Raw genomic sequence first — 18,485 nt, 5'->3', positions numbered from 1 at the left:
TCAAACTGAGTCCACAATGCCAAATAAAAGCAGAACCGCCATTTCAAATAAAAGATAATGACAGCCCGGCTTAACTCTATTCTACAGCGGCGCTACAATCTTTTACTCGCCCGCGTCCGGGCTTCCTGCTGGCGTCGATGCCGCATGGCCCATGCCAGCTGGATTATATTGAGCAATACCACCACCGCGGTAGCGGCAAACACCCAGCGGAATCCGGCCATCGCAGAGACCGCCGCCCCCATCAGCGGACCGGCGACGTTCCCCAGATACATAAACGACTGGTTATAGCCGAAGATCCGCCCGGTCACCCGATCGCTGGAGTACTTAATTAGCAGCGTTTGTACCGCAGGCAACATGGCGCCATCGGCAAAGCCCAGCAGGAAGCGCAGCACCCCGAGCTGGAAGGGGGTGGTGACAAAGGACATGGCAAAGAAGAGCACCACCGCCACGATAAGCGTCGCCATCAGAATGCGGCCGGTGCCGATGCGATCCCCCAGCTTACCGAGACGCGGGGCCGACATCAGCGCCGAGACGCCCGGCACGGCGGCAATCATCCCGCTCAGGAAGGCGATATTGGTGCTCTCCGGCGCCATCGACTGAATAAACAGCGCGAGGATCGGCCCTACCGAACCGTTGCAGAGCTGGATCACCATTGTGGTGATAAACAGGCTGATCATCAGCCATGGATAAGGTAGCGAGGCAAAGACCGCCTTACCGCTGAGGCGCTCCGCCTTGCTCACGCTCGGACGCGCCCCCTCTTTAATCAGAAACAGCGTCACCAGAAAACTGATCACCAGCAGGACAGCGGTGATGAGGAACACCGCTCGCAGACCGACGTGGTCAGCCAGAAAGCCGCCCATCAGCGGGCCGCCAATCACACCGCTGATCTGCGCCGTCGACAGCGTGCTGATGGCCCAACCGCTGCGGTCCCGGGGCACCTGGGATGCCACCAGCGCCATGGCGTTTGGAATATAGCCGGAAGTCAGCCCCATCAGCGCACGCAGCAGAAACAGCTGCCAGACGTTGGTGGCAAAGGCCTGGAGCAGGATCGCAATTGCCATTCCCAGGGAGGCGCGCAGCAGCATCAGCTTGCGCCCTTTACGATCGGCAAGGCTGCCCCACATCGGCGAGACGATAGCGGAAACCAGAAAAGTGACGCTGAAGGTCAGGCCTGACCACATCGATAAGGCCTCGTGGGACGAGACGCCAAGCTGGGAAACGTACAGCGGCAAAAAAGGTAAAATCTGGCTGATGGCAAGGCCGGTGAAAAAACAACCAAACCAGACCGAAATGAGGTTAACTTTCCAGGATTCCATAGGCGGATACTGTCTACATTTTGCGTGAATTCACTATCAGATTAGCAAGTTACACTGCGCCGAAAGTTGTCAGGGATGCGCCTGCCGTGACTTCGGTGTTTTATCTTCCCAGTCATCATATCTGTGAAACATGTCACATATTTTGGCCTTTTGTCTGGTGATTTATGCTTTGCGGGCAGTAGCCAAATCCCCGCATCCCCAGATGAAAATGGTTGGCGTGGGCGGCATTGTAGTCCGGCCCGAGGGCATTACCGAAATAGCCGCAGCTGGCACCCAGCAGCGCCCGCAGCCACGGCCCGGAAGCGTCATTTTTCCAGCCGCGCAGAACCGAGATCCGCTGGCCGTTCTCCAGCGTAAAGCCGCTGATATCCAGCGCCTGGGCGGTAGCATGTTCGCTGCGCCGGGCATTGGGCCGATGATAGATATTCCGGCAGGCAAAGCTGCCGAGATGATCAATGCGCGACAGGCTGCTGCCCATCATGGTTTGGGTCAGGGGCCGGGCCTGCTGATTGACGAACAGCGCCGAGCTGAGTGCCAGCGGGCAGCTGGCGAGGAAACTGCTGCTGAGACTGACCTGGCCAAAACTGCGCACGCGCACCACATCACTCAGCGGGCACTCCCCGGTGCTATCGGCCACCGTCTGGGTGCGGATCAGCTGGCGCGCATTGGCCTGCGCCAGCAGGATTTCACAATGCTCAGGGGTCAGGCGACGCAGCTTAAACTGGGTCAGAGTGCCGGGGGGATCGTCGAGGGAAAGCGGTGCAAAGGGGTTGTAATACGACGGCAGCCAGCGGTAGCCCGCGATGGCCGCAGCAATGACTGCAATACAGATAATCAGGCTTTTCCCTTTCACTCATCCTCCTGAAACAATGTGCCAAAACATTATGGCAGAAGGCGGCGAATTCCGCCGGGCATCGTGATAGGGTAAGCGTTTTGAGTCAGAGTGGATGAGCGAAGTGATGGCGAAGTTGCGGGTAGGTATTGTCTTTGGGGGAAAATCAGCCGAGCACGAAGTGTCGCTGCAATCGGCCAAAAATATCGTTAACGCGATTGATAAGAGCCGCTTTGAGGTCGTGCTGTTAGGGATCGATAAACAGGGCCAGTGGCACATTAACGACGAGCAGGGCTATCTGCTCAATGCCGACGATCCCGCGCGCATTGCGCTGAACCCGTCTGAGATTAGCGTTGCCACCGTACCGGGGGTAATGCAGGGCCAGCTGATCAATGCCAGCACCGGACAGACGCTTTCGCACCTCGACGTTATTTTCCCGATCGTCCACGGCACGCTGGGCGAAGACGGCTCCCTGCAGGGGATGCTGCGAATGGCTAACCTGCCGTTCGTCGGCTCTGACGTCCTCGGTTCCGCCGCCTGCATGGATAAGGACGTGACCAAACGCCTGCTGCGCGATGCCGGGCTGAACGTGGCACCTTTTGTCACCCTCACCCGCGCCAACCGCGACCAGCATACCTTTACCGATCTCAGCGCCCGCTTCGGCCTGCCGCTGTTCGTTAAACCGGCAAACCAGGGCTCCTCCGTCGGCGTCAGCAAAGTAAACAGCGAAGCGCAGTTCAGCGAGGCGGTGCGTCTGGCCTTCACCTTCGATCACAAAGTAGTGGTGGAACAGGGAATTAAAGGCCGTGAGATCGAGTGCGCGGTACTGGGGAATGATTTCCCGCAGGCCAGCACCTGTGGCGAAGTGGTCCTGAACAGCGAGTTCTACTCTTACGACACCAAATACATCGACGACCAGGGCGCGCAGGTTGTGGTGCCTGCCGTGCTGGATGCTAAGGTTAATGACGCGATCCGCGCCATTGCCATCGAAGCGTATCAGGCGCTGGGCTGTCGCGGCATGGCGCGTGTTGATGTCTTCTTAACGGCGGATAATCGCGTTGTTATCAATGAAATCAACACCCTGCCAGGCTTCACCAACATCAGCATGTACCCGAAACTGTGGCAGGCCAGCGGCCTCAGCTATCCGGATCTGATCACTCGTCTGATTGAACTGGCGCTGGAGCGACATGCCGCTGACAGCGCGCTTCAGATTTCGGTAACAGGTTAATCCGCCTCGTTTGCCGTCGTCTCTTCCGGGCGGCGGCGAATGATAAACCCAGCCAGCCAGAAACTGACAACCCAGGTCACCAGCCCTACCGCATAGGTTTGCCAGCCCTTCGCTTCAAAGCCCAACAGCCCCACCACCCCATTCAGAATAAAGATAAGCCCAATAGCAAAGGCGTAGAAATGCCAGTCACGGCGGATTTTGGCAGGCAGTTTCATGGTCGCTCCAGAAGAAAAAATCTATCCTCGCACAGTTTTGTCGTCAGGTCTGTGGCGCATGCGGAAAATCTGAAATGAGAGGGAATTTCACTTAAGTAAAAAATCTGTGATGTGCGGCAAAATTCGCACATCCAGGAGAATTCTCCAGGCTAAATTACCATCATTCCGATATTGACATCGGCCATGTGCTGTCAAACTCAACGTGTACAACAGGCATTTAGCCAGACAGAACATACCGGAGGTAGTTATGGCAGACTTTACTATGTCGAAGCCGATTTTCAGCACCAGACAACCTAAGACCTCCACGGCAGGAAATATCGCTTACGCTCTGTTTGTGCTGTTCTGCTTCTGGGCAGGCTCACAGCTGCTGAACATCCTGGTGCATGCGCCCGGCGTGTATGAACACCTGATGCAGGTCGAAGATTCCGGGCGGCCGCGCGTGGAAATTGGGCTGGGCGTCGGAACCGTCTTCGGGCTGATCCCGTTCCTGGTGGGGCTGGTGGTATTGGGCGCCGTTGCGCTGGTCGTGCGCTGGCGCCGCTACCGTTAATTCAAGGCCATACACTTCGCCCGGCGATCGTCTACGCGCTGGGCAAACCAGGCGGTAGTCAGATTGCGGGTGATTTTCGGGCTCTCAAGCTGGATCCCTGGCAGCATCGCTTTCGGTAATGTCTTGCCGCTCTTCTGCTCCGCCAGTTTATACACCTGCTGATACAGCTCGGTTTTCTCAAATGCCAGACTGTCGCCTTTCCCCAGTTGCTGGCGGATCTCACTGTCGCTCATGTCCAGCTTGCCTTTCAGCTTACGCACCGCCAGCTCTGTCTTCCCTGCCTCGCTACTGCCATAGGCAATCAGATCCCCGTCCAGCGCCAGCTTCACGCCACTGGCGCGGCTGACCGCATTCTGGAATGCTGCATTGCGGCTGGCGTACCAGCCAGCGTTGAAGTCAGCAAAGCGGTAGAGCGGCACATCGTAGTTGGCGGGATAGTTCAGCAGATGGTAGGTGCCGAACCACAGCCCGCCGCGCAGGGAGAAGACCTCCTGACGCACCGTATTCTCGATTTTCCACGGATAGCCGTCGGTATGCTTTTCAGCGAAGGCGATACTGACCTGCATCGGCCCGCCGGTATGTACCGGATTCAGGGAGCCAAACAGGGTCTGGCCCATCGGCACCGTCCCGATCATATCGTCAAAGATGGCGCTGAGCTGTTTCTCGGTTTTCACCGTATCCAGCCGCTCGCTATAGCTTTTCCCGTTCGGCGAGGTGATTTTCAGCGCCGTGTGGACCAGAAACGCCGGAATGTGCAGCTTTTCTGCCCGACGGTCGATCTCTTTCCAGGCGATCTTATTCAACCCCGGCACCGCCGGATCGGACTGATACAGCGACTCCTGCTGCGCCACTGCCAGTACCGAGCAGATATTCTCCTCGGTAGGGGCGATCTTCTGGCTTTCGAAGGTTTTCGCCAGCGCCGACGCCCACTGATCCCGGTCTTTCACCGAGGCAGGCATTTTTTGCCGCACGACGCTTGCCACATCGACGGGCTTTTCGCCCTTTTTCAGTGGCGCAGCCCCCTTCTCTGCACACCCGGCTAACACCAGGGCGGCAAGCAACGACAACGGTAACGCACGCGGTACGGTAAAAGACATAACGACTCCCTGTATTAGCTCAACGTATGGGTCACTTCCTGTAGATCCTGACCATCCAGCTCATGTTCGAAACTGCGTAAACGTTTATAGATGGACATCAGTTCCACCAGCGTAGTCCAGGAGTTGATCAGGTACTGGAACGAACCGCGTACCCGGTCAAAAACGTTGGTGATTTGGGTCATCAGACCGAGCGTAATCGTACCGGCCACAATCGAGGGGAACAGCAGGATTATGCCGAAAACGTTATCCGCCTGCAGATAAAGGATGCGGGCGATATTGAAGTACATGTAGTGGAAATAGAGGCGGAAATAGTTGCGACGCACCGCGCTGAACAGCTCGCGTACCGTCGGCGGCGAGGCGCGGCTGGCATCGTCTTCGCCATAGACCAGCTCTTTACGGTAAGCCGCCTCAACGCGCTGGTTTTTAAACTCCAGCCCCGGCAGCTTGATCCCCACTACTGCCAGCAAACCGGTGCCCATTACCGACCAGACAATAGCAGCGATCACCAGGCCGTACGGCAGATGACCGACGACCGGCAGCTCCGGCACGTGCGCCGACAGCGTCACCAGCACCGGCAGGAAAGCGATCAGGGTCATGATGGCGTTGAGAAAACTCACCCCCATATTCTCCAGGGTAGAGGCGAAACGCATGGTGTCTTCCTGCACACGCTGGGCCGCCCCTTCGATATGGCGCAGCTGCTGCCAGTGCGCCATATAGTATTCGTTCATCGCGGTACGCCAGCGGAACACATAGTGGCTGACAAAGAAGTTGTTCAACACGCCAATAACAACGGCGATCAGGGCGATGCCGAGGAAGGCGCCCACTTCATGATAAAACTGGTTGAGGGTGACTTTATGCGGCGCGCTGAGGGCGGTCTGGATCAGGTCATAGAAAGGGGCATACCAGGCGTTGATCGCCACCCCAACTTCCACCAGAAACCAGGTGACGAACACGATCAGCGAGGTGCCGAGAATAGACCAGTACTGCCAGCGGTGCGGCGACCAGATAAACCAGAACAGGGCAAACGCCCCGACGCAGAGGGCGTAATACGCATAGAAAAGCAGATTGCCCGGCGACCAGAAACGCGCCGCGCTAATGGGTACATCGCCCGTGATGCTGAACAGGCGCTCTAACCAGGCGCCACCACCGGCCTGCCAGAAAATGACAACGATCAGAGCCCAAATAAAGGCCGAGAGAAAAAAGGGTCCCGGTTTTGGGAAAAACGACTTAAACATAACGCTTCCTTCTTGTAGTTATCGCTACTGCTGTGGACGACGGATTATCAGACCTGCCGGCCCGATTTTAGTTCGTCGTCAACCGCCACCTGAGCGGAAAAGTAAGTGAACCTGACAGGTATCATAAGCGCAATGTCACAAAACATGAGATCGGTAATAACGAAATTGTTTGTATTTACCCATGGTTACGTTTTTCACGCTATCGTTATGCTGTTCAGGCCTTTGCAATACGCCGTTTAGTAGTATAAATACGCATACTTTTTTCATTCACTTCATGGATGCTTTCGTTGAAACGTAGTCTGTTACTCTCCGCCGTGCTGTATACGGCCAGCCTCACCTGCGTGCAGGCTGCCCCTGCCCAGCCGATTGCCGATCCGGCTTTCGCCTCCGATGTGGTCGATCGCTATGCGAACCTGATTTTTTACGGCAGCGGCGCAACGGGGATGGCCCTGGTGGCGATTGACGGCAATCAGCGCGTATTTCGCAGCTTTGGCGAAACGCGTCCAGGAAACAACGTTCACCCGCAGCTGGATTCGGTGGTGCGCATTGCCTCCCTGACCAAATTAATGACCAGTGAAATGCTGGTGAAACTGCTCGATCAGGGCGTGGTGAAGCTGAACGATCCGTTAAGCAAATATGCCCCGCCGGGGGCACGGGTGCCAACTTACCAGGGCGCGCCGATTACCCTCGTCAACCTGGCTACCCATACCAGCGCCCTGCCACGCGAACAGCCGGGCGGCGCCGCGCATCGTCCGGTATTTGTCTGGCCGACCCGGGATCAACGCTGGAACTGGTTATCCACCGCTACCCTGAAATCATCGCCGGGCTCGCAGGCCGCCTACTCAAATCTGGCCTTTGATCTGCTGGCCGATGCGCTGGGCACCGCGGCGGGCAAACCCTATGCCCAGCTGTTCGACGAGCAAATCGCCCGTCCGCTGGGGATGAAAGACACCACCTTTACCCCCTCCCCCGATCAGTGCAAGCGTCTGATGGTGGCGGAGAAAGGAGCCAGCCCGTGTAACAACACCCTGGCAGCGGTGGGCAGCGGCGGAGTTTACTCCACCCCGGGCGACATGATGCGCTGGATGCAGCAGTTCCTCTCTTCTGATTTCTATGCGCGCAGCAATCAGGCCGACAGAATGCAGACGCTGATTTATCAGCGCAGCCAGTTAACGCGGGTGATTGGCATGGATGTGCCAGGCCGCGCGGATGCGCTGGGCCTCGGCTGGGTCTATATGGCACCGAAAAATGGTCGTCCGGGCATTATCCAGAAAACCGGCGGTGGCGGTGGATTCATTACCTATATGGCGATGATCCCGCAGTCTAACGTGGGCGTATTCGTGGTCGTGACGCGCTCGCCGCTCACGCGTTTCGTCAATATGAGCGACGGCGTCAACCAGCTGGTGGTTGAACTGAGCGAGAACAAGCCGCGGGCGATCCCCGCGTCCTTAGACTAATATTCAGCGGGCAAATGGTTGACCCTAATCAGTTTGCCCCTTTCCATAATGATGTAGTTCCCCTGCCGTAACGCCGCCAGCACCTCTGCCACCACCGAACGTGAAATGCGCGTGCGTCGCTGAATGTAGCTCATCACCCCCACCCGCATCCGTAAGGATTCATCCCACTGGGCCATATCCAGCAGCGTGGCGCGGATCTGGCTGTAGGAGTTATTGCCCACCAGCTGCTTATCGCGGATCTCCATCACCCGGTGGTGCCAGGAGAGCCAGCAGAACGCATCAGACCATAAACCGGCCTGTTGGATCAGATGGCGGGCGCCAGAGGCGGGGAGGTAGAACCCGGAACAGGGGGATTGTGTTACCAGCAGGTACTCTGTGCTGCAGCCCATCATGCCGGCGTTGATCCCGAAGATGTAGGGTGCGGCGACAATCTCAACCAGCAGGTCATCCTGCTGTCGGTGAATACTGAGCGATCCTGACTGCAGTACGACCGCGTAGTACTCTTCTTCATTGCGCTCCGCAAACACCGGAAGCTGGGCAGAGAGTTTGAACGGCGTGCTGTGCGCAGAGAGGCACTTTTCGAGCCGGGAGAATTCAGAAATGGGTTTTGCATACCGGTTCATGCAGATCTCGAGTCATCTTAACTGACGCAAAAAAAGCGGGGAGATAATCCTCCCCGCATCAGGCGTGTTACCAGGTGTATTTCACACCGAGGTTGGCACCCCAGTTTTGATCAACATCACCACCACCAAGGTAAGTGGCATCAGTGTAGGCACTGAAGTTTTTGGTGAAGCTAAACTGCGTACCCAGGCCCACACGTACCGCGGAACCTTTCACACCGTTATCGATGTTGTCACCGTTAACGCTGGCATCTTCACCGGCGTCGTCATAAACGTAGGCCAGTTTGAAGAACGGTGTCAGCGCCTGATCGTCGCCGTAACCGAAGGTGTAGCCCGCGTCGAAACCGGCTTCATAACGCATGCTGTCGTAAGACTGGCTACCCACGCGCAGATCGTTGCTCAGGCGGTAATCATCACCTGACTGGAACAGGCCGGAGATGGCAGCATACGGCGTGAGGTAACCGGCAGTATTCGGTTTCCAGTCGTAGCCCAGCTTCAGCCCAAAGCCCCAGGCGTCAGTCGTGGTGTTGCCATCAACGTATTCGCCCGTGCTCATGTTGGCAGAGAGATCGTTATTGAAGCGTGAGTAGCTCAGGGAGCTGTCGATGAAAACATCGTTAGCAAAGCGTGCCGCGGAGTAGAGCATCGCGGACTGGCTGTCCTGATCCACCTGGCCGCTGCGATCGTTCATATCGCCTTTGGCAAAGCCGGCTGCCGCACCGAAGATCCAGTCGGCGTTGTTGCCATCAATATGGGTATCGAGACCCACCATGATGCCGCTGACGTCCTGATCGTAGTGGATAGTGCCGTTATCGCCGTCGAAATTGCCGCCGAAGACATTCACCCATGCGCCACCGTTGTCCGCCAGGCCGTGACGGCTGTTGGTCAGACGGTTAGCCAGTGCATCCTGCTGCAGATGCCAGATGTTGGTGTTGGCAGACGGAATGCTCAGCGCCATGTTGGCGTAATCGGTCAGGCGCTCCTGATGCAGCACCACGGTGTCGTCCTGCTGCTGCGCCTGGTAAGTGTAAGCCCCGAGATCCGCTTTGTTGGCCGCGGTGAAGCTGGCCTGAGTATCAGCGTTGTTATCGTAAATACGAACGATCTCTTTGTTTTTATAGTCGGCAACGGAACCGGCCCCGGTCGCATTATCCAGACGGACTTTGTAGTTACCGGAGACTTCACCGTTCACCGCCAGATGACCATCCGAGTTCAGAGCGATGGTCCCGAAGTCGTACTCTGCCTGGTGGATATCGTTGGTGACATAGCGGGCATTGTTCAGATCGGAATTGAACACGTAATCGCGGCTGGCCACGTTCAGCACACCGCCGTCGGTCAGCACCAGTTTATGGGTGTCGACCTGGCCCAGACCCAGCGCCAGCTCTGCACGGTTATCCACGGTAATGGTGTTGGCGTACAGCTCCGCTGTTTCCTGAGTCAGGGTGGTCAGGCTTGAACTGTCGAGATACAGGCTGTCGGTTGCCACACCACCGGCATCGCCGATATTCATGGTGGAGGCGTTGGTCAGCGTGATGCTGTCAGCCAGCAGGCTGGAGCTCTCTACGTTCACCTGCGAACGGTTGTTGACGGTCAGGGTATCGATGTTGGACTGCTTACGGGTATCCCATTCGGAACCGTTATCCAGCGCAACGTTGAAAATCCCGCTCTGATAAACCTGGTTGCCCACCAGATGGCCGTTGCTGTTGAAGGTGGAGCCTGGCCAGATGCTGTTCGGTACCAGGCTGTGCCAGTCGACGCTGCTGTAGCCGAGGCCATACATATCAGCAGGTCCAATCGCTTCGACGCTGGAAACCGCCGCACCGACCCACTTGCTGCCGTTGGTCAGGGTCAGATCCAGTCTGTCAGTCCCGTCCCAGCCGTTGGTGGTTGGGTTGTAGACGCCGTCAGCGGTGGTGTCGGTGGCCGGATCGCCATCCGGATAGAAGTTATTGTCGAAGGTGCTGCTGAACAGCACATCACCGGTCAGGGTGGAGTGATCGAAGGTAGCCGTGGTGCGCATGGCGTTATCCGCGCTGCTGGCCGCCACGATCAGCGCCGCATCATCCAGGGCGGTGGCTGCGCTTTCACCGTAATCGCTCGGTTTCGCCGACTGGCCATAGAAACCGCTGGTGCCTAGATCGCTATAAGCACCGGAAGTGACAACGGAATCGTTCACCTGCAGGGTATTGGTGAAGACATGGCTGTTATCTTCGATGCCGGTGACCGCGTCATATGGGGTGTTATCCAGCTGGTGATAGCCCTGAGTCAGGGTGATCCCGGCGATGCGGGAGTTGTTCTGGATAACGATGTCAGATTCCACGTCGAGGGTAATGGCGTTGCCCAGCGCGTGAGTGTCCCAGTATTGGGTGGTAGTGGTGGAGCCGTTCACCACGTCATAAGCGTAATGCTCATAGGTGTCGTTGATGGTGGTGTTGTCCACCGTCAGTGCAAAACGATCGTACTGTTGATGCGTCGTACCGTCGGTATTCAGACCGCCGGCACATTCGGTGGTCATGCACTCGGAGGTGATCATCCCGTTAATGGTGCTGTTGGCGATCGACAGGGCGTTGGCCCGACCGCCTGCGCCATCATCCAGGTAATAGGCTGAAATCACGCCGTTCACCGTCGACTTATTGATGACGGGATAGATATCGCCATCATGGGCCGCAGAAGAGTAATTCCAGTCGGTATATCCGTTATACCAGGCCGAGGTGGCGGTATTATCGTAACCGAAGGTGTTGTAAGTGCTACCAGAAATATCTTTTGCATTGGCCTGAGAAGCGATAGCCAGCGTGCAGGCTAATGCAAGTTGAGATACAACAAGTTTCTTTTTCCATGTTTGCATTGGGTCATCCCTCCTCAGGGACGTAAGCAAGTTTGTCCGTAAATACAGTGCAAATATATTGCGAGGCGAATTATGCAGCCTCAAAACAAAATGGTTCAATGAATCCAGCAATTATGTCCGGAAACAGACGGAATAAGTTAAATACTTTTTGAAATATAAAAAATAATAAAAACTCATCCAAATACAACAATTTATACCCATTCGAAAGCAAGCAAATTAGAGGTGAAAGATCATTGAAAGTTATAAAACAAAAGCAAATAAGAGATTAAATAAATAAGTAACAACGCGCACATAAAAATAGAATCCCGCCAGGTTAGGATGTTACCTGGTCCCGATATATCTTTGGGACAGATTTATCTTAGGTAAATAGAGCGTAAAGTTATTTCAGACGATAAAATGAAACCCGGAAATAAGGCCAGACTATCCTGCCCCGCATTCTGCGGGCTAAACGACAACTTTAGTAAAACAGTCGACGGGCGTTTCGGGTACACTGGCCCTCTTTGATTCACACTCGTCAGGCATATCATGAACGATTTAATTGCTCGTCCCCGTCGTCTGCGCAAATCCCCGGCTCTGCGCGCGCTTTTTGAAGAGACAACACTGACCTTAAACGATCTGGTGTTGCCGATTTTTGTTGAAGAAGAGATTGATGACTACAAAGCCATCGAGGCCATGCCGGGCGTCATGCGTATCCCGGAGAAACACCTGGCGCGCGAAATTGAGCGTATCGCCAACGCCGGTATCCGGTCGATCATGACCTTCGGCATCTCCCACCACACCGACGCTACCGGCAGTGATGCCTGGAAAGAGGACGGTCTGGTGGCGCGCATGTCGCGCATCGCCAAAGAGACGGTGCCAGAGATGATCGTCATGTCCGACACCTGCTTCTGCGAATACACCTCCCACGGCCACTGCGGCGTGCTGTGCGATCATGGCGTGGATAACGACGCAACTCTGCTCAACCTGGGCAAACAGGCTGTCGTGGCCGCCGCCGCCGGCGCTGACTTTATCGCCCCGTCTGCCGCAATGGACGGCCAGGTGCAGGCCATTCGCCAGGCGCTGGACGCCGCGGGCTTCACCGATACCGCGATCATGTCCTACTCCACCAAATTCGCCTCCTCCTTCTACGGCCCGTTCCGTGAAGCAGCGGGCACCGCGCTGAAAGGCGATCGCAAAACCTACCAGATGAATCCGCTGAACCGCCGGGAAGCGATCCGTGAATCGCTGCTCGACGAAGCCCAGGGCGCCGACTGCCTGATGGTGAAACCGGCCGGCGCCTATCTGGACATCCTGCGTGATATCCGCGAGCGCACCGATCTGCCGCTGGGCGCCTATCAGGTGAGCGGCGAGTACGCGATGATCAAATTTGCCGCCCAGGCGGGAGCGATCGACGAAGAGAAAGTGATCCTCGAAAGCCTGGGGGCGATCAAACGCGCGGGCGCGGATCTGATCTTCAGCTACTTCGCGCTGGATCTGGCCGAGAAGAAAATTCTGCGTTAATCCGTAGTGCCGGGTGGCGGCTTCGCCTTACCCGGCCTACGACAAACCTTCACCACACTGCAATACCACCGACATCTGGCGCTTCTACTGTCTGAACAGGACAGCAGGAGGTGCCACTATGTTTAGTCTCGACAGCGTTCTCGATGACCTTTGGCCGCAGGCGAGGCCTACACCCTGGCAAAAAAGGCTGTTAAAGAAGTTATTCCACGAAGAGGAGTTCCGGCAGTTTGCCGCCGACCACCGCCACCTGAAAGGGCTGGATATGGTGGAACAGGTTCTGGACCATCTCGATATCCTCTGCACCATTCCCGCTCACGACCTCGAACAGATCCCCGCTCACGGCCCGTTAATTGTTATGGCTAACCACCCTACCGGTACGCTGGATGGACTGGCGCTGCTGTATGCCGTCTCCCGGGTGCGCCGGGATGTGAAAGTGGTGACCAACCGCATGCTGACGCATCTGGAGCCACTGAGCTCGCTGTTTATTCCGGTGGACAACATGGGCGGGCGGACGGCGAAATCCTCGTTCACCCTGATGGAACAGCACCTGCAAAACGCCGGGGTGCTGATCTTCTTCCCGGCGGGGGAAGTCTCCCGCCCGACGCGCACCGGGATCCGCGATAAAAAGTGGCACCCCGGCTTTATCAAGCTGGCGGGCAAATTCCGCGCGCCGCTGCTGCCGGTCAATATCGACGCCCGCAACAGCCTGCTGTTCTATGCCAGCACCCTGCTCTCCCCGAACCTGTCGATGCTGCTGCTGATGCAGCAGATGTTCCGCCGCCGCCACAGCCGCCTGCCGGTGAAAATCGGGCAGCAGATCGGCTGGCAGAAGTGGTTCAGCCCCACGCTCTCCCCGCGGGAGATGGCCGAGCAGTGCCGCCAGCACGTGCTGCGTCTCGGTAAGGGGCTTCCGGGGGTATTCAAAACCGAATCCGCCATTGCCCGGGCGGAAGACCGGGCGATCCTGAAGCGCGAGCTGGCGCAGGCGGAATCGCTGGGCACCACCGCCGATGGCAAAACCATCTATTTGTGGCAGCGTAACGGCCAGGAAGAGGCACCGATCCTGCGCGAGCTGGGACGTCTGCGGGAGATCGCTTTTCGCGCGGTGGGAGAAGGCAGCGGCAAGCGTCGGGACACCGACAGCTTTGATGATGACTATCTGCACCTGATTTTGTGGGATGACGAGGATCTGGAGATCGTCGGCGCCTACCGCTTTATCCCGACGGCAATGCGGGAGCCGGAGGGGCTCTACAGCTACAGCCTGTTCCACTACGACGATAAAATGCAGGACATCCTTGAACACGGCATCGAACTGGGGCGCAGCTTTATTCAGCCGCGCTACTGGGGACGGCGCGGACTGGATTACCTGTGGTCCGGGATTGGTGCTTATCTGGCGCGCTATCCGCACTATCGCTACCTGTTCGGGCCGGTCTCCATCTCCGGTGGGTTACCGCCCGCGGCGCGGGATCTGCTGGTGGCCTTCTACCGGCTGTGGTTCCCGGCAAGCCATCCGCTGGCCGCTTCGCGACGCCCCTATCCCGCCTCGTTACCCGAGGTGCTGGCGCAGTTTGGTGGGGAAGATTACGTGGAGGATCTGACCCGGCTGAAATCGCTGCTCGGCAATCTGGGGTGCGGCATCCCGCCGCTCTACAAGCAGTATTCCGAGCTGTGCGAGCCCGGTGGGGTGCAGTTTATCGATTTCGGCAGCGACCCGGCGTTCAACAACTGTGTGGACGGGCTGGTGCTGGTGGATCTCTGTTATCTGAAAGCCAGCCGTTATCAGCGGTATATCGAAGCGCATTTAACACCCTCACCCTAACCCTCTCCCTGAAAGGGAGAGGGGACAGTCAGGTGCCGTATGTGAAGATGAGCACGTACAGCTTTTCTCCCTCGCCCCTTTGGGGAGAGGGCCGGGGTGAGGGGATCAGCCCGCACGGAAGAAAGGTTTATCCCCCAATATCGTTGCCCGGTGCATAATGCGCCGCTGCGGCAAGTAATCGGCATTGGCGTAATGCTGCGTTACACGGTTATCCCAGATCGCCAGATCGTTCTCCTGCCAGCGCCAGCGCACCTGGAACTCCGGTTTGGTAACGTGGGCAAACAGGAACCCCAGCAGCGCCTCGCTCTCTTTCTCGCTCAGATCCACAATCCGCGTGGTGAAGCCCTCGTTGACGAACAGCGCCTGCTTGCCGCTAACCGGATGGGTACGCACCACCGGGTGCAGCAGCGGCGGATGTTTCGCCACCGCCTCCAGCCAGCGCTGGTGCTCCTCTTCCGTTTTACGGTACTTGTACTCCTGGAAGGATTTTTTGAAATCATGCTCCGCCCGCAGGCCGCTCAGCAGCTGCTGGAACGGCGCGGATAACGCCTCAAATGCCGCTATCCCGCTGGCCCACAGGGTATCTCCCCCGCTCTCCGGCAGCTGTTTGGCCGCTAGGATCGCCCCGGCGGGCGGCGTCTCAATAAAGGTCACATCGGTGTGCCAGTTATCGTTGTCCGGCGGATTATCGTTGTGGGTATCGAGGACGATGATCTCCTCCACCCCTTCCGCGTGCGGATAGACCGGGTGGATATGCAGATCGCCGAAACGGAGCGCCAGGGCGCGCTGCTGCTGCGGGGTGATCGCCTGCTCGCGCAGGAACACCACCTGATGGCGCAGCACCGCATGATAGAGCTGCTCAAACTGGTTATCGCTTAATGGCCGGGTGACATCCAGGCCAGAAATCTGTGCGCCAATGTACGGCCCCAGCGGGGTAATGGTCAGACGTTCACTCATTGTATCTCTCCATGCCAGGGCGTCAGGCGACGCTGAAGTGCGCGCAGCCCCAGTTCTAATCCGAAGGCGATCACGGCGATCACCATGATCCCTGCCAGTACCACGTCCGTCGCCAGGAACTCCCCCGCCGACTGGACCATAAAGCCTAACCCGCGCGTGGCGGCGATCAGTTCTGCCGCCACCAGCGTTGACCAGCCGACCCCGAGCCCGATCCGCAGCCCGGTGAGGATCTCCGGCAGCGCGCCGGGTAAAATCACAAACCACAGCACCTGGGTGCGGCTGGCACCCAGCGACTGTGCCGCGCGGATCCGCACCTGCTGGGCGCTTTTAACGCCGGCTACCGCCGACATCGCCACCGGGGCGAAAATCGCCAGGTAGATCAGCAGGATCTTGGAGGTCTCGCCGATGCCAAACCAGATCACCATCAGCGGCAGATAGGCCAGCGGCGGTACCGGACGATAAAGCTCAATCAGCGGATCGAGGATCCCGCGCACCGTCGGGCTTAAGCCCATCGCAATCCCCACCGGAATACCGAGGATCACCGCCGCCAGCAGGGCCACCAGAATGCGCCCGAGGCTGGCCGCCAGATGCTGCCACAGGGTGGCATCCATAAACCCTTCCGGACCGGCAATGGTGAACAGTTTCACCAGCACCTGACCCGGCGGCGGCAGGAACAGGGGGCTGATCCACTGCGCCGCCGCCACGGCCCACCACACGGCCAGCAACACCAGCAGGGTGCTGACGCTGAGGGTTAACTGGCGGGAAAAGGGCCAGCGCAGGGTCAGGCGTTTGCCCGCCGTTTTGTCATTCACCACAATGCTCATGAGAAGGCCTCCCGCTGTTCAAACACGCGGCTCAGGACGTATTCACGTCGGGCGATAAAATCAGGATCGGACTTAATGCTGCGCACCGGCTCCCCGGCGACATAGCGGCGGGCAAAGTTGAGCGGCAGACGCTCCAGCACCCGGCCCGGCCCCGGCGAGAGCAATACCAGCTCGGTGGCCATAAACACCGCTTCTTCGATGTCATGGGTGATCAGCAGCACCTGCTTGCCGGTCTCGTGCCACAGGCGCAGGAGCAGGGTTTGCATCTGCTCGCGGGTAAAGGCGTCCAGCGCCCCGAAGGGTTCATCCAGCAGCAACAGCTGCGGATTCGCCGCCAGCGCCCGGGCGATGCCGACCCGCTGACGCTGGCCGCCGGAAAGCTGCCAGATAAAGCGTTTTTCCGCCCCTTCAAGGCCCACTTTTTTCAGCATCTCCCGGGCGGTGGCCAGCCGCGCTTCCCGCGAGGTGCCCGCCAGCTGCAGGCCGAAGGCGACGTTCTCCTGCACGTTACGCCACGGCAGCAGCCCTTCGTTCTGGAAGACCACGCCACGCTCGGCGCCGGGGCCCTCCACCTTTTTGCCTGCCAGTTGAATGGTGCCGTGCTGATAAGGTACAAACCCGGCGATCAGATTCAGCAGCGTGGTCTTCCCGCAGCCGGACGGGCCGAGGACCACCAGCAGCTCGCCGCTATCCAGCGTCAGGTTGATATCCTCCAGCGCAGGCTTGCCAGCGTAATCAGCGTACAGATTTGTAATATTCAGCATCCGCTCCTCCTTACTTCACAAAGCGATCGGTCACGTACTGGCTGTAATCCGCCGCCACCGCGGGCACTTTGCCCTGCTCTTTCAGGAAGCCAGCAGTATCAACAATCGCTTTATTCACCGGGCCCGCCAGCTGTTGCAACTGCTGGGCAGGCGTCAGGTAGGTATTGCCCTTCACCAGACCCGGCACGTCGGCCTCCGGCACCCCGCTCAGGCGGGCGAGTTTCTCCAGGTTGGCAGGCTGTTTCAGCCACTCATCCGGGTTGGCAATGTAGGGCTGCTGGGCGTCGATGGCGCTTTTGGCGAAGGCTTTCACGATCTCCGGATGCTTCTCGGCAAAGTCTTTGCGCACCACCCAGACGTCGAGGGTTGGCGAGCCCCACTGGCCTACCTGGGCGGAGTCGGTCAGCACGCTGCCATCTTTCTGCAGTTCATTTACCGCAGGCGACCAGACGTAGGCCCCGTCAATATCGCCCCGCTGCCAGGCGGCGATAATCGCCGGGGGCTGCAGGTTAATGATTTCCACCTGCCCCGGCTTGATCCCCCAGTGTTTCAGGGCGGCGAGCAGGCTGTAGTGGGTGGTGGAGATAAAGGGCACCGCGATGCGTTTGCCGATCAGATCCTCGGGCTTAGTGATGTTTTTCTTCACCACCAGCGCTTCGGAATTGCCGAGCTGGGAGGCCAGCAGGAAGACTTCGATCGGCACCTGCTGACTGGCAGCCACCGCCAGCGGGCTGGAGCCGAGGTTGCCAATCTGCACGTCGCCGGAGGCCAGCGCCCGCACGATGCTGGCGCCGCTGTCGAACTTACGCCAGTCGACTTTCGCGCCGCTCGCTTTTTCGAAAGTGTTATCCGCCTGCGCCACTTTTGCTGGCTCAGCGGAAGTTTGATACGCGATGGTGACGTCCACCGCCTGCGCCTGAACGGCCCACAGCGCCAGTGCGCCAAATAAGGTAAAACGCGATGAAATTGCCATAATGTCTGCTCCCCGAGTTGTTATGGGGGCAGTATTTCCGGCGGCGGAATTTTGATAAAGGAATTAAAAAGCATCGTTAATGCCGAATCGTTTTTAGAAAAAAAGTGGCAATAGATAGTGAATTTTGTGCGGTCAGCATTGCCCGGCGGCGCTGCGCTTGCCGGGCCTACAAAATCGCCACCCGGCATTTATTGCAATTTTGTTACATCCGTTACATAACCGCAGCCGCACAATTGCCAGCCCGACGCGGACA

The 18,485-nt window shown here is 57.9% G+C and carries 16 protein-coding genes; 5 read left to right on the top strand and 11 right to left on the bottom strand.

Annotation, left to right across the window (positions count from 1 at the left end; genetic code table 11):
* Window positions 1–92: 92 nt before the first annotated feature.
* Together SOM40_RS04630 and SOM40_RS04625 are read right to left on the bottom strand one after the other, a co-directional pair.
* Window positions 93–1,316, bottom strand: a complete 1,224-nt coding sequence (locus tag SOM40_RS04630; protein WP_106992099.1) for a multidrug efflux MFS transporter — start codon at window positions 1,314–1,316, stop codon at window positions 93–95.
* A 133-nt stretch (window positions 1,317–1,449) separates the two neighbouring features.
* Window positions 1,450–2,169 (bottom strand): extensin-like domain-containing protein, encoded by a 720-nt coding sequence (locus SOM40_RS04625; RefSeq protein WP_106992098.1) that lies wholly within the window; start codon window positions 2,167–2,169, stop codon window positions 1,450–1,452.
* Between the two features lie 106 nt (window positions 2,170–2,275).
* Between SOM40_RS04625 and ddlA the strand changes: the two genes are divergently transcribed.
* Window positions 2,276–3,376, top strand: coding sequence for a D-alanine--D-alanine ligase (gene ddlA / locus SOM40_RS04620; RefSeq protein ID WP_320530674.1), 1,101 nt, complete (start codon window positions 2,276–2,278; stop codon window positions 3,374–3,376).
* On the opposite strand, the gene SOM40_RS04615 is transcribed toward ddlA, so the two are convergent.
* Window positions 3,373–3,591 (bottom strand): DUF2754 domain-containing protein, encoded by a 219-nt coding sequence (locus SOM40_RS04615; protein WP_106992097.1) that lies wholly within the window; start codon window positions 3,589–3,591, stop codon window positions 3,373–3,375. The genes ddlA and SOM40_RS04615 overlap by 4 nt on opposite strands.
* Before the next feature lie 247 nt (window positions 3,592–3,838).
* Between SOM40_RS04615 and SOM40_RS04610 the strand changes: the two genes are divergently transcribed.
* Window positions 3,839–4,141 carry a DUF2755 family protein gene (locus SOM40_RS04610; protein ID WP_106992096.1) on the top strand — a complete coding sequence of 101 codons (303 nt, stop codon included), beginning with the start codon at window positions 3,839–3,841 and terminating at the stop codon, window positions 4,139–4,141.
* Here the strand turns inward: SOM40_RS04610 and SOM40_RS04605 are convergent.
* Together SOM40_RS04605 and sbmA are read right to left on the bottom strand one after the other, a co-directional pair.
* The gene (locus tag SOM40_RS04605; RefSeq protein WP_106992095.1) at window positions 4,138–5,238 is read right to left on the bottom strand and encodes a DUF1615 domain-containing protein; all 1,101 of its coding nucleotides are present in this window, start codon (window positions 5,236–5,238) and stop codon (window positions 4,138–4,140) included. The genes SOM40_RS04610 and SOM40_RS04605 overlap by 4 nt on opposite strands.
* Before the next feature lie 14 nt (window positions 5,239–5,252).
* Window positions 5,253–6,473, bottom strand: a complete 1,221-nt coding sequence (gene sbmA / locus SOM40_RS04600) for a peptide antibiotic transporter SbmA (RefSeq protein WP_320530608.1) — start codon at window positions 6,471–6,473, stop codon at window positions 5,253–5,255.
* Between the two features lie 287 nt (window positions 6,474–6,760).
* On the opposite strand from sbmA, the gene ampH reads away from it, so the two are divergent.
* Window positions 6,761–7,930 carry a D-alanyl-D-alanine-carboxypeptidase/endopeptidase AmpH gene (gene ampH, locus SOM40_RS04595; protein WP_106992093.1) on the top strand — a complete coding sequence of 390 codons (1,170 nt, stop codon included), beginning with the start codon at window positions 6,761–6,763 and terminating at the stop codon, window positions 7,928–7,930.
* Here ampH and SOM40_RS04590 read toward each other — a convergent pair.
* Both SOM40_RS04590 and SOM40_RS04585 read right to left on the bottom strand, forming a co-directional pair.
* Window positions 7,927–8,553: a helix-turn-helix domain-containing protein gene (locus SOM40_RS04590; RefSeq protein ID WP_106992092.1), complete on the bottom strand. Its 627-nt coding sequence runs from the start codon at window positions 8,551–8,553 to the stop codon at window positions 7,927–7,929. The genes ampH and SOM40_RS04590 overlap by 4 nt on opposite strands.
* Window positions 8,554–8,620: 67 nt before the next feature.
* Entirely contained in the window at window positions 8,621–11,395 is a 2,775-nt protein-coding gene (locus SOM40_RS04585) for an autotransporter YaiT-related protein (RefSeq protein WP_320530607.1), read from the bottom strand.
* 525 nt (window positions 11,396–11,920) lie between these two features.
* Between SOM40_RS04585 and hemB the strand changes: the two genes are divergently transcribed.
* Window positions 11,921–12,895 (top strand): porphobilinogen synthase, encoded by a 975-nt coding sequence (gene hemB, locus SOM40_RS04580; protein ID WP_106992090.1) that lies wholly within the window; start codon window positions 11,921–11,923, stop codon window positions 12,893–12,895.
* Between the two features lie 118 nt (window positions 12,896–13,013).
* Window positions 13,014–14,714: a bifunctional ornithine lipid synthase OlsF gene (olsF, locus tag SOM40_RS04575; protein WP_320530606.1), complete on the top strand. Its 1,701-nt coding sequence runs from the start codon at window positions 13,014–13,016 to the stop codon at window positions 14,712–14,714.
* A 105-nt stretch (window positions 14,715–14,819) separates the two neighbouring features.
* On the opposite strand, the gene tauD is transcribed toward olsF, so the two are convergent.
* Genes tauD through tauA form a run of 4 tightly spaced genes read right to left on the bottom strand, consistent with a single transcriptional unit; the run spans window position 14,820 to window position 18,232 of the window.
* Window positions 14,820–15,671, bottom strand: a complete 852-nt coding sequence (gene tauD / locus SOM40_RS04570) for a taurine dioxygenase (RefSeq protein ID WP_106992088.1) — start codon at window positions 15,669–15,671, stop codon at window positions 14,820–14,822.
* Window positions 15,668–16,495, bottom strand: coding sequence for a taurine ABC transporter permease TauC (tauC, locus tag SOM40_RS04565; RefSeq protein ID WP_261641814.1), 828 nt, complete (start codon window positions 16,493–16,495; stop codon window positions 15,668–15,670). Before tauC ends, tauD begins: the two co-directional genes overlap by 4 nt.
* Window positions 16,492–17,259: a taurine ABC transporter ATP-binding subunit gene (gene tauB / locus SOM40_RS04560; protein WP_106992085.1), complete on the bottom strand. Its 768-nt coding sequence runs from the start codon at window positions 17,257–17,259 to the stop codon at window positions 16,492–16,494. The genes tauC and tauB overlap by 4 nt, the downstream gene beginning before the upstream one ends.
* A 10-nt stretch (window positions 17,260–17,269) precedes the next feature.
* Window positions 17,270–18,232, bottom strand: coding sequence for a taurine ABC transporter substrate-binding protein (gene tauA / locus SOM40_RS04555; RefSeq protein ID WP_225759425.1), 963 nt, complete (start codon window positions 18,230–18,232; stop codon window positions 17,270–17,272).
* Between the last annotated feature and the right edge of the window lie 253 nt (window positions 18,233–18,485).

The sequence above is a fragment of the Leclercia sp. CFBP8987 genome (genome assembly GCF_034044995.2).
GTDB classification, from domain to species: Bacteria; Pseudomonadota; Gammaproteobacteria; order Enterobacterales; family Enterobacteriaceae; genus Enterobacter; species Enterobacter tamurae.
This window is presented reverse-complemented; position numbering and strand designations above follow the sequence as displayed.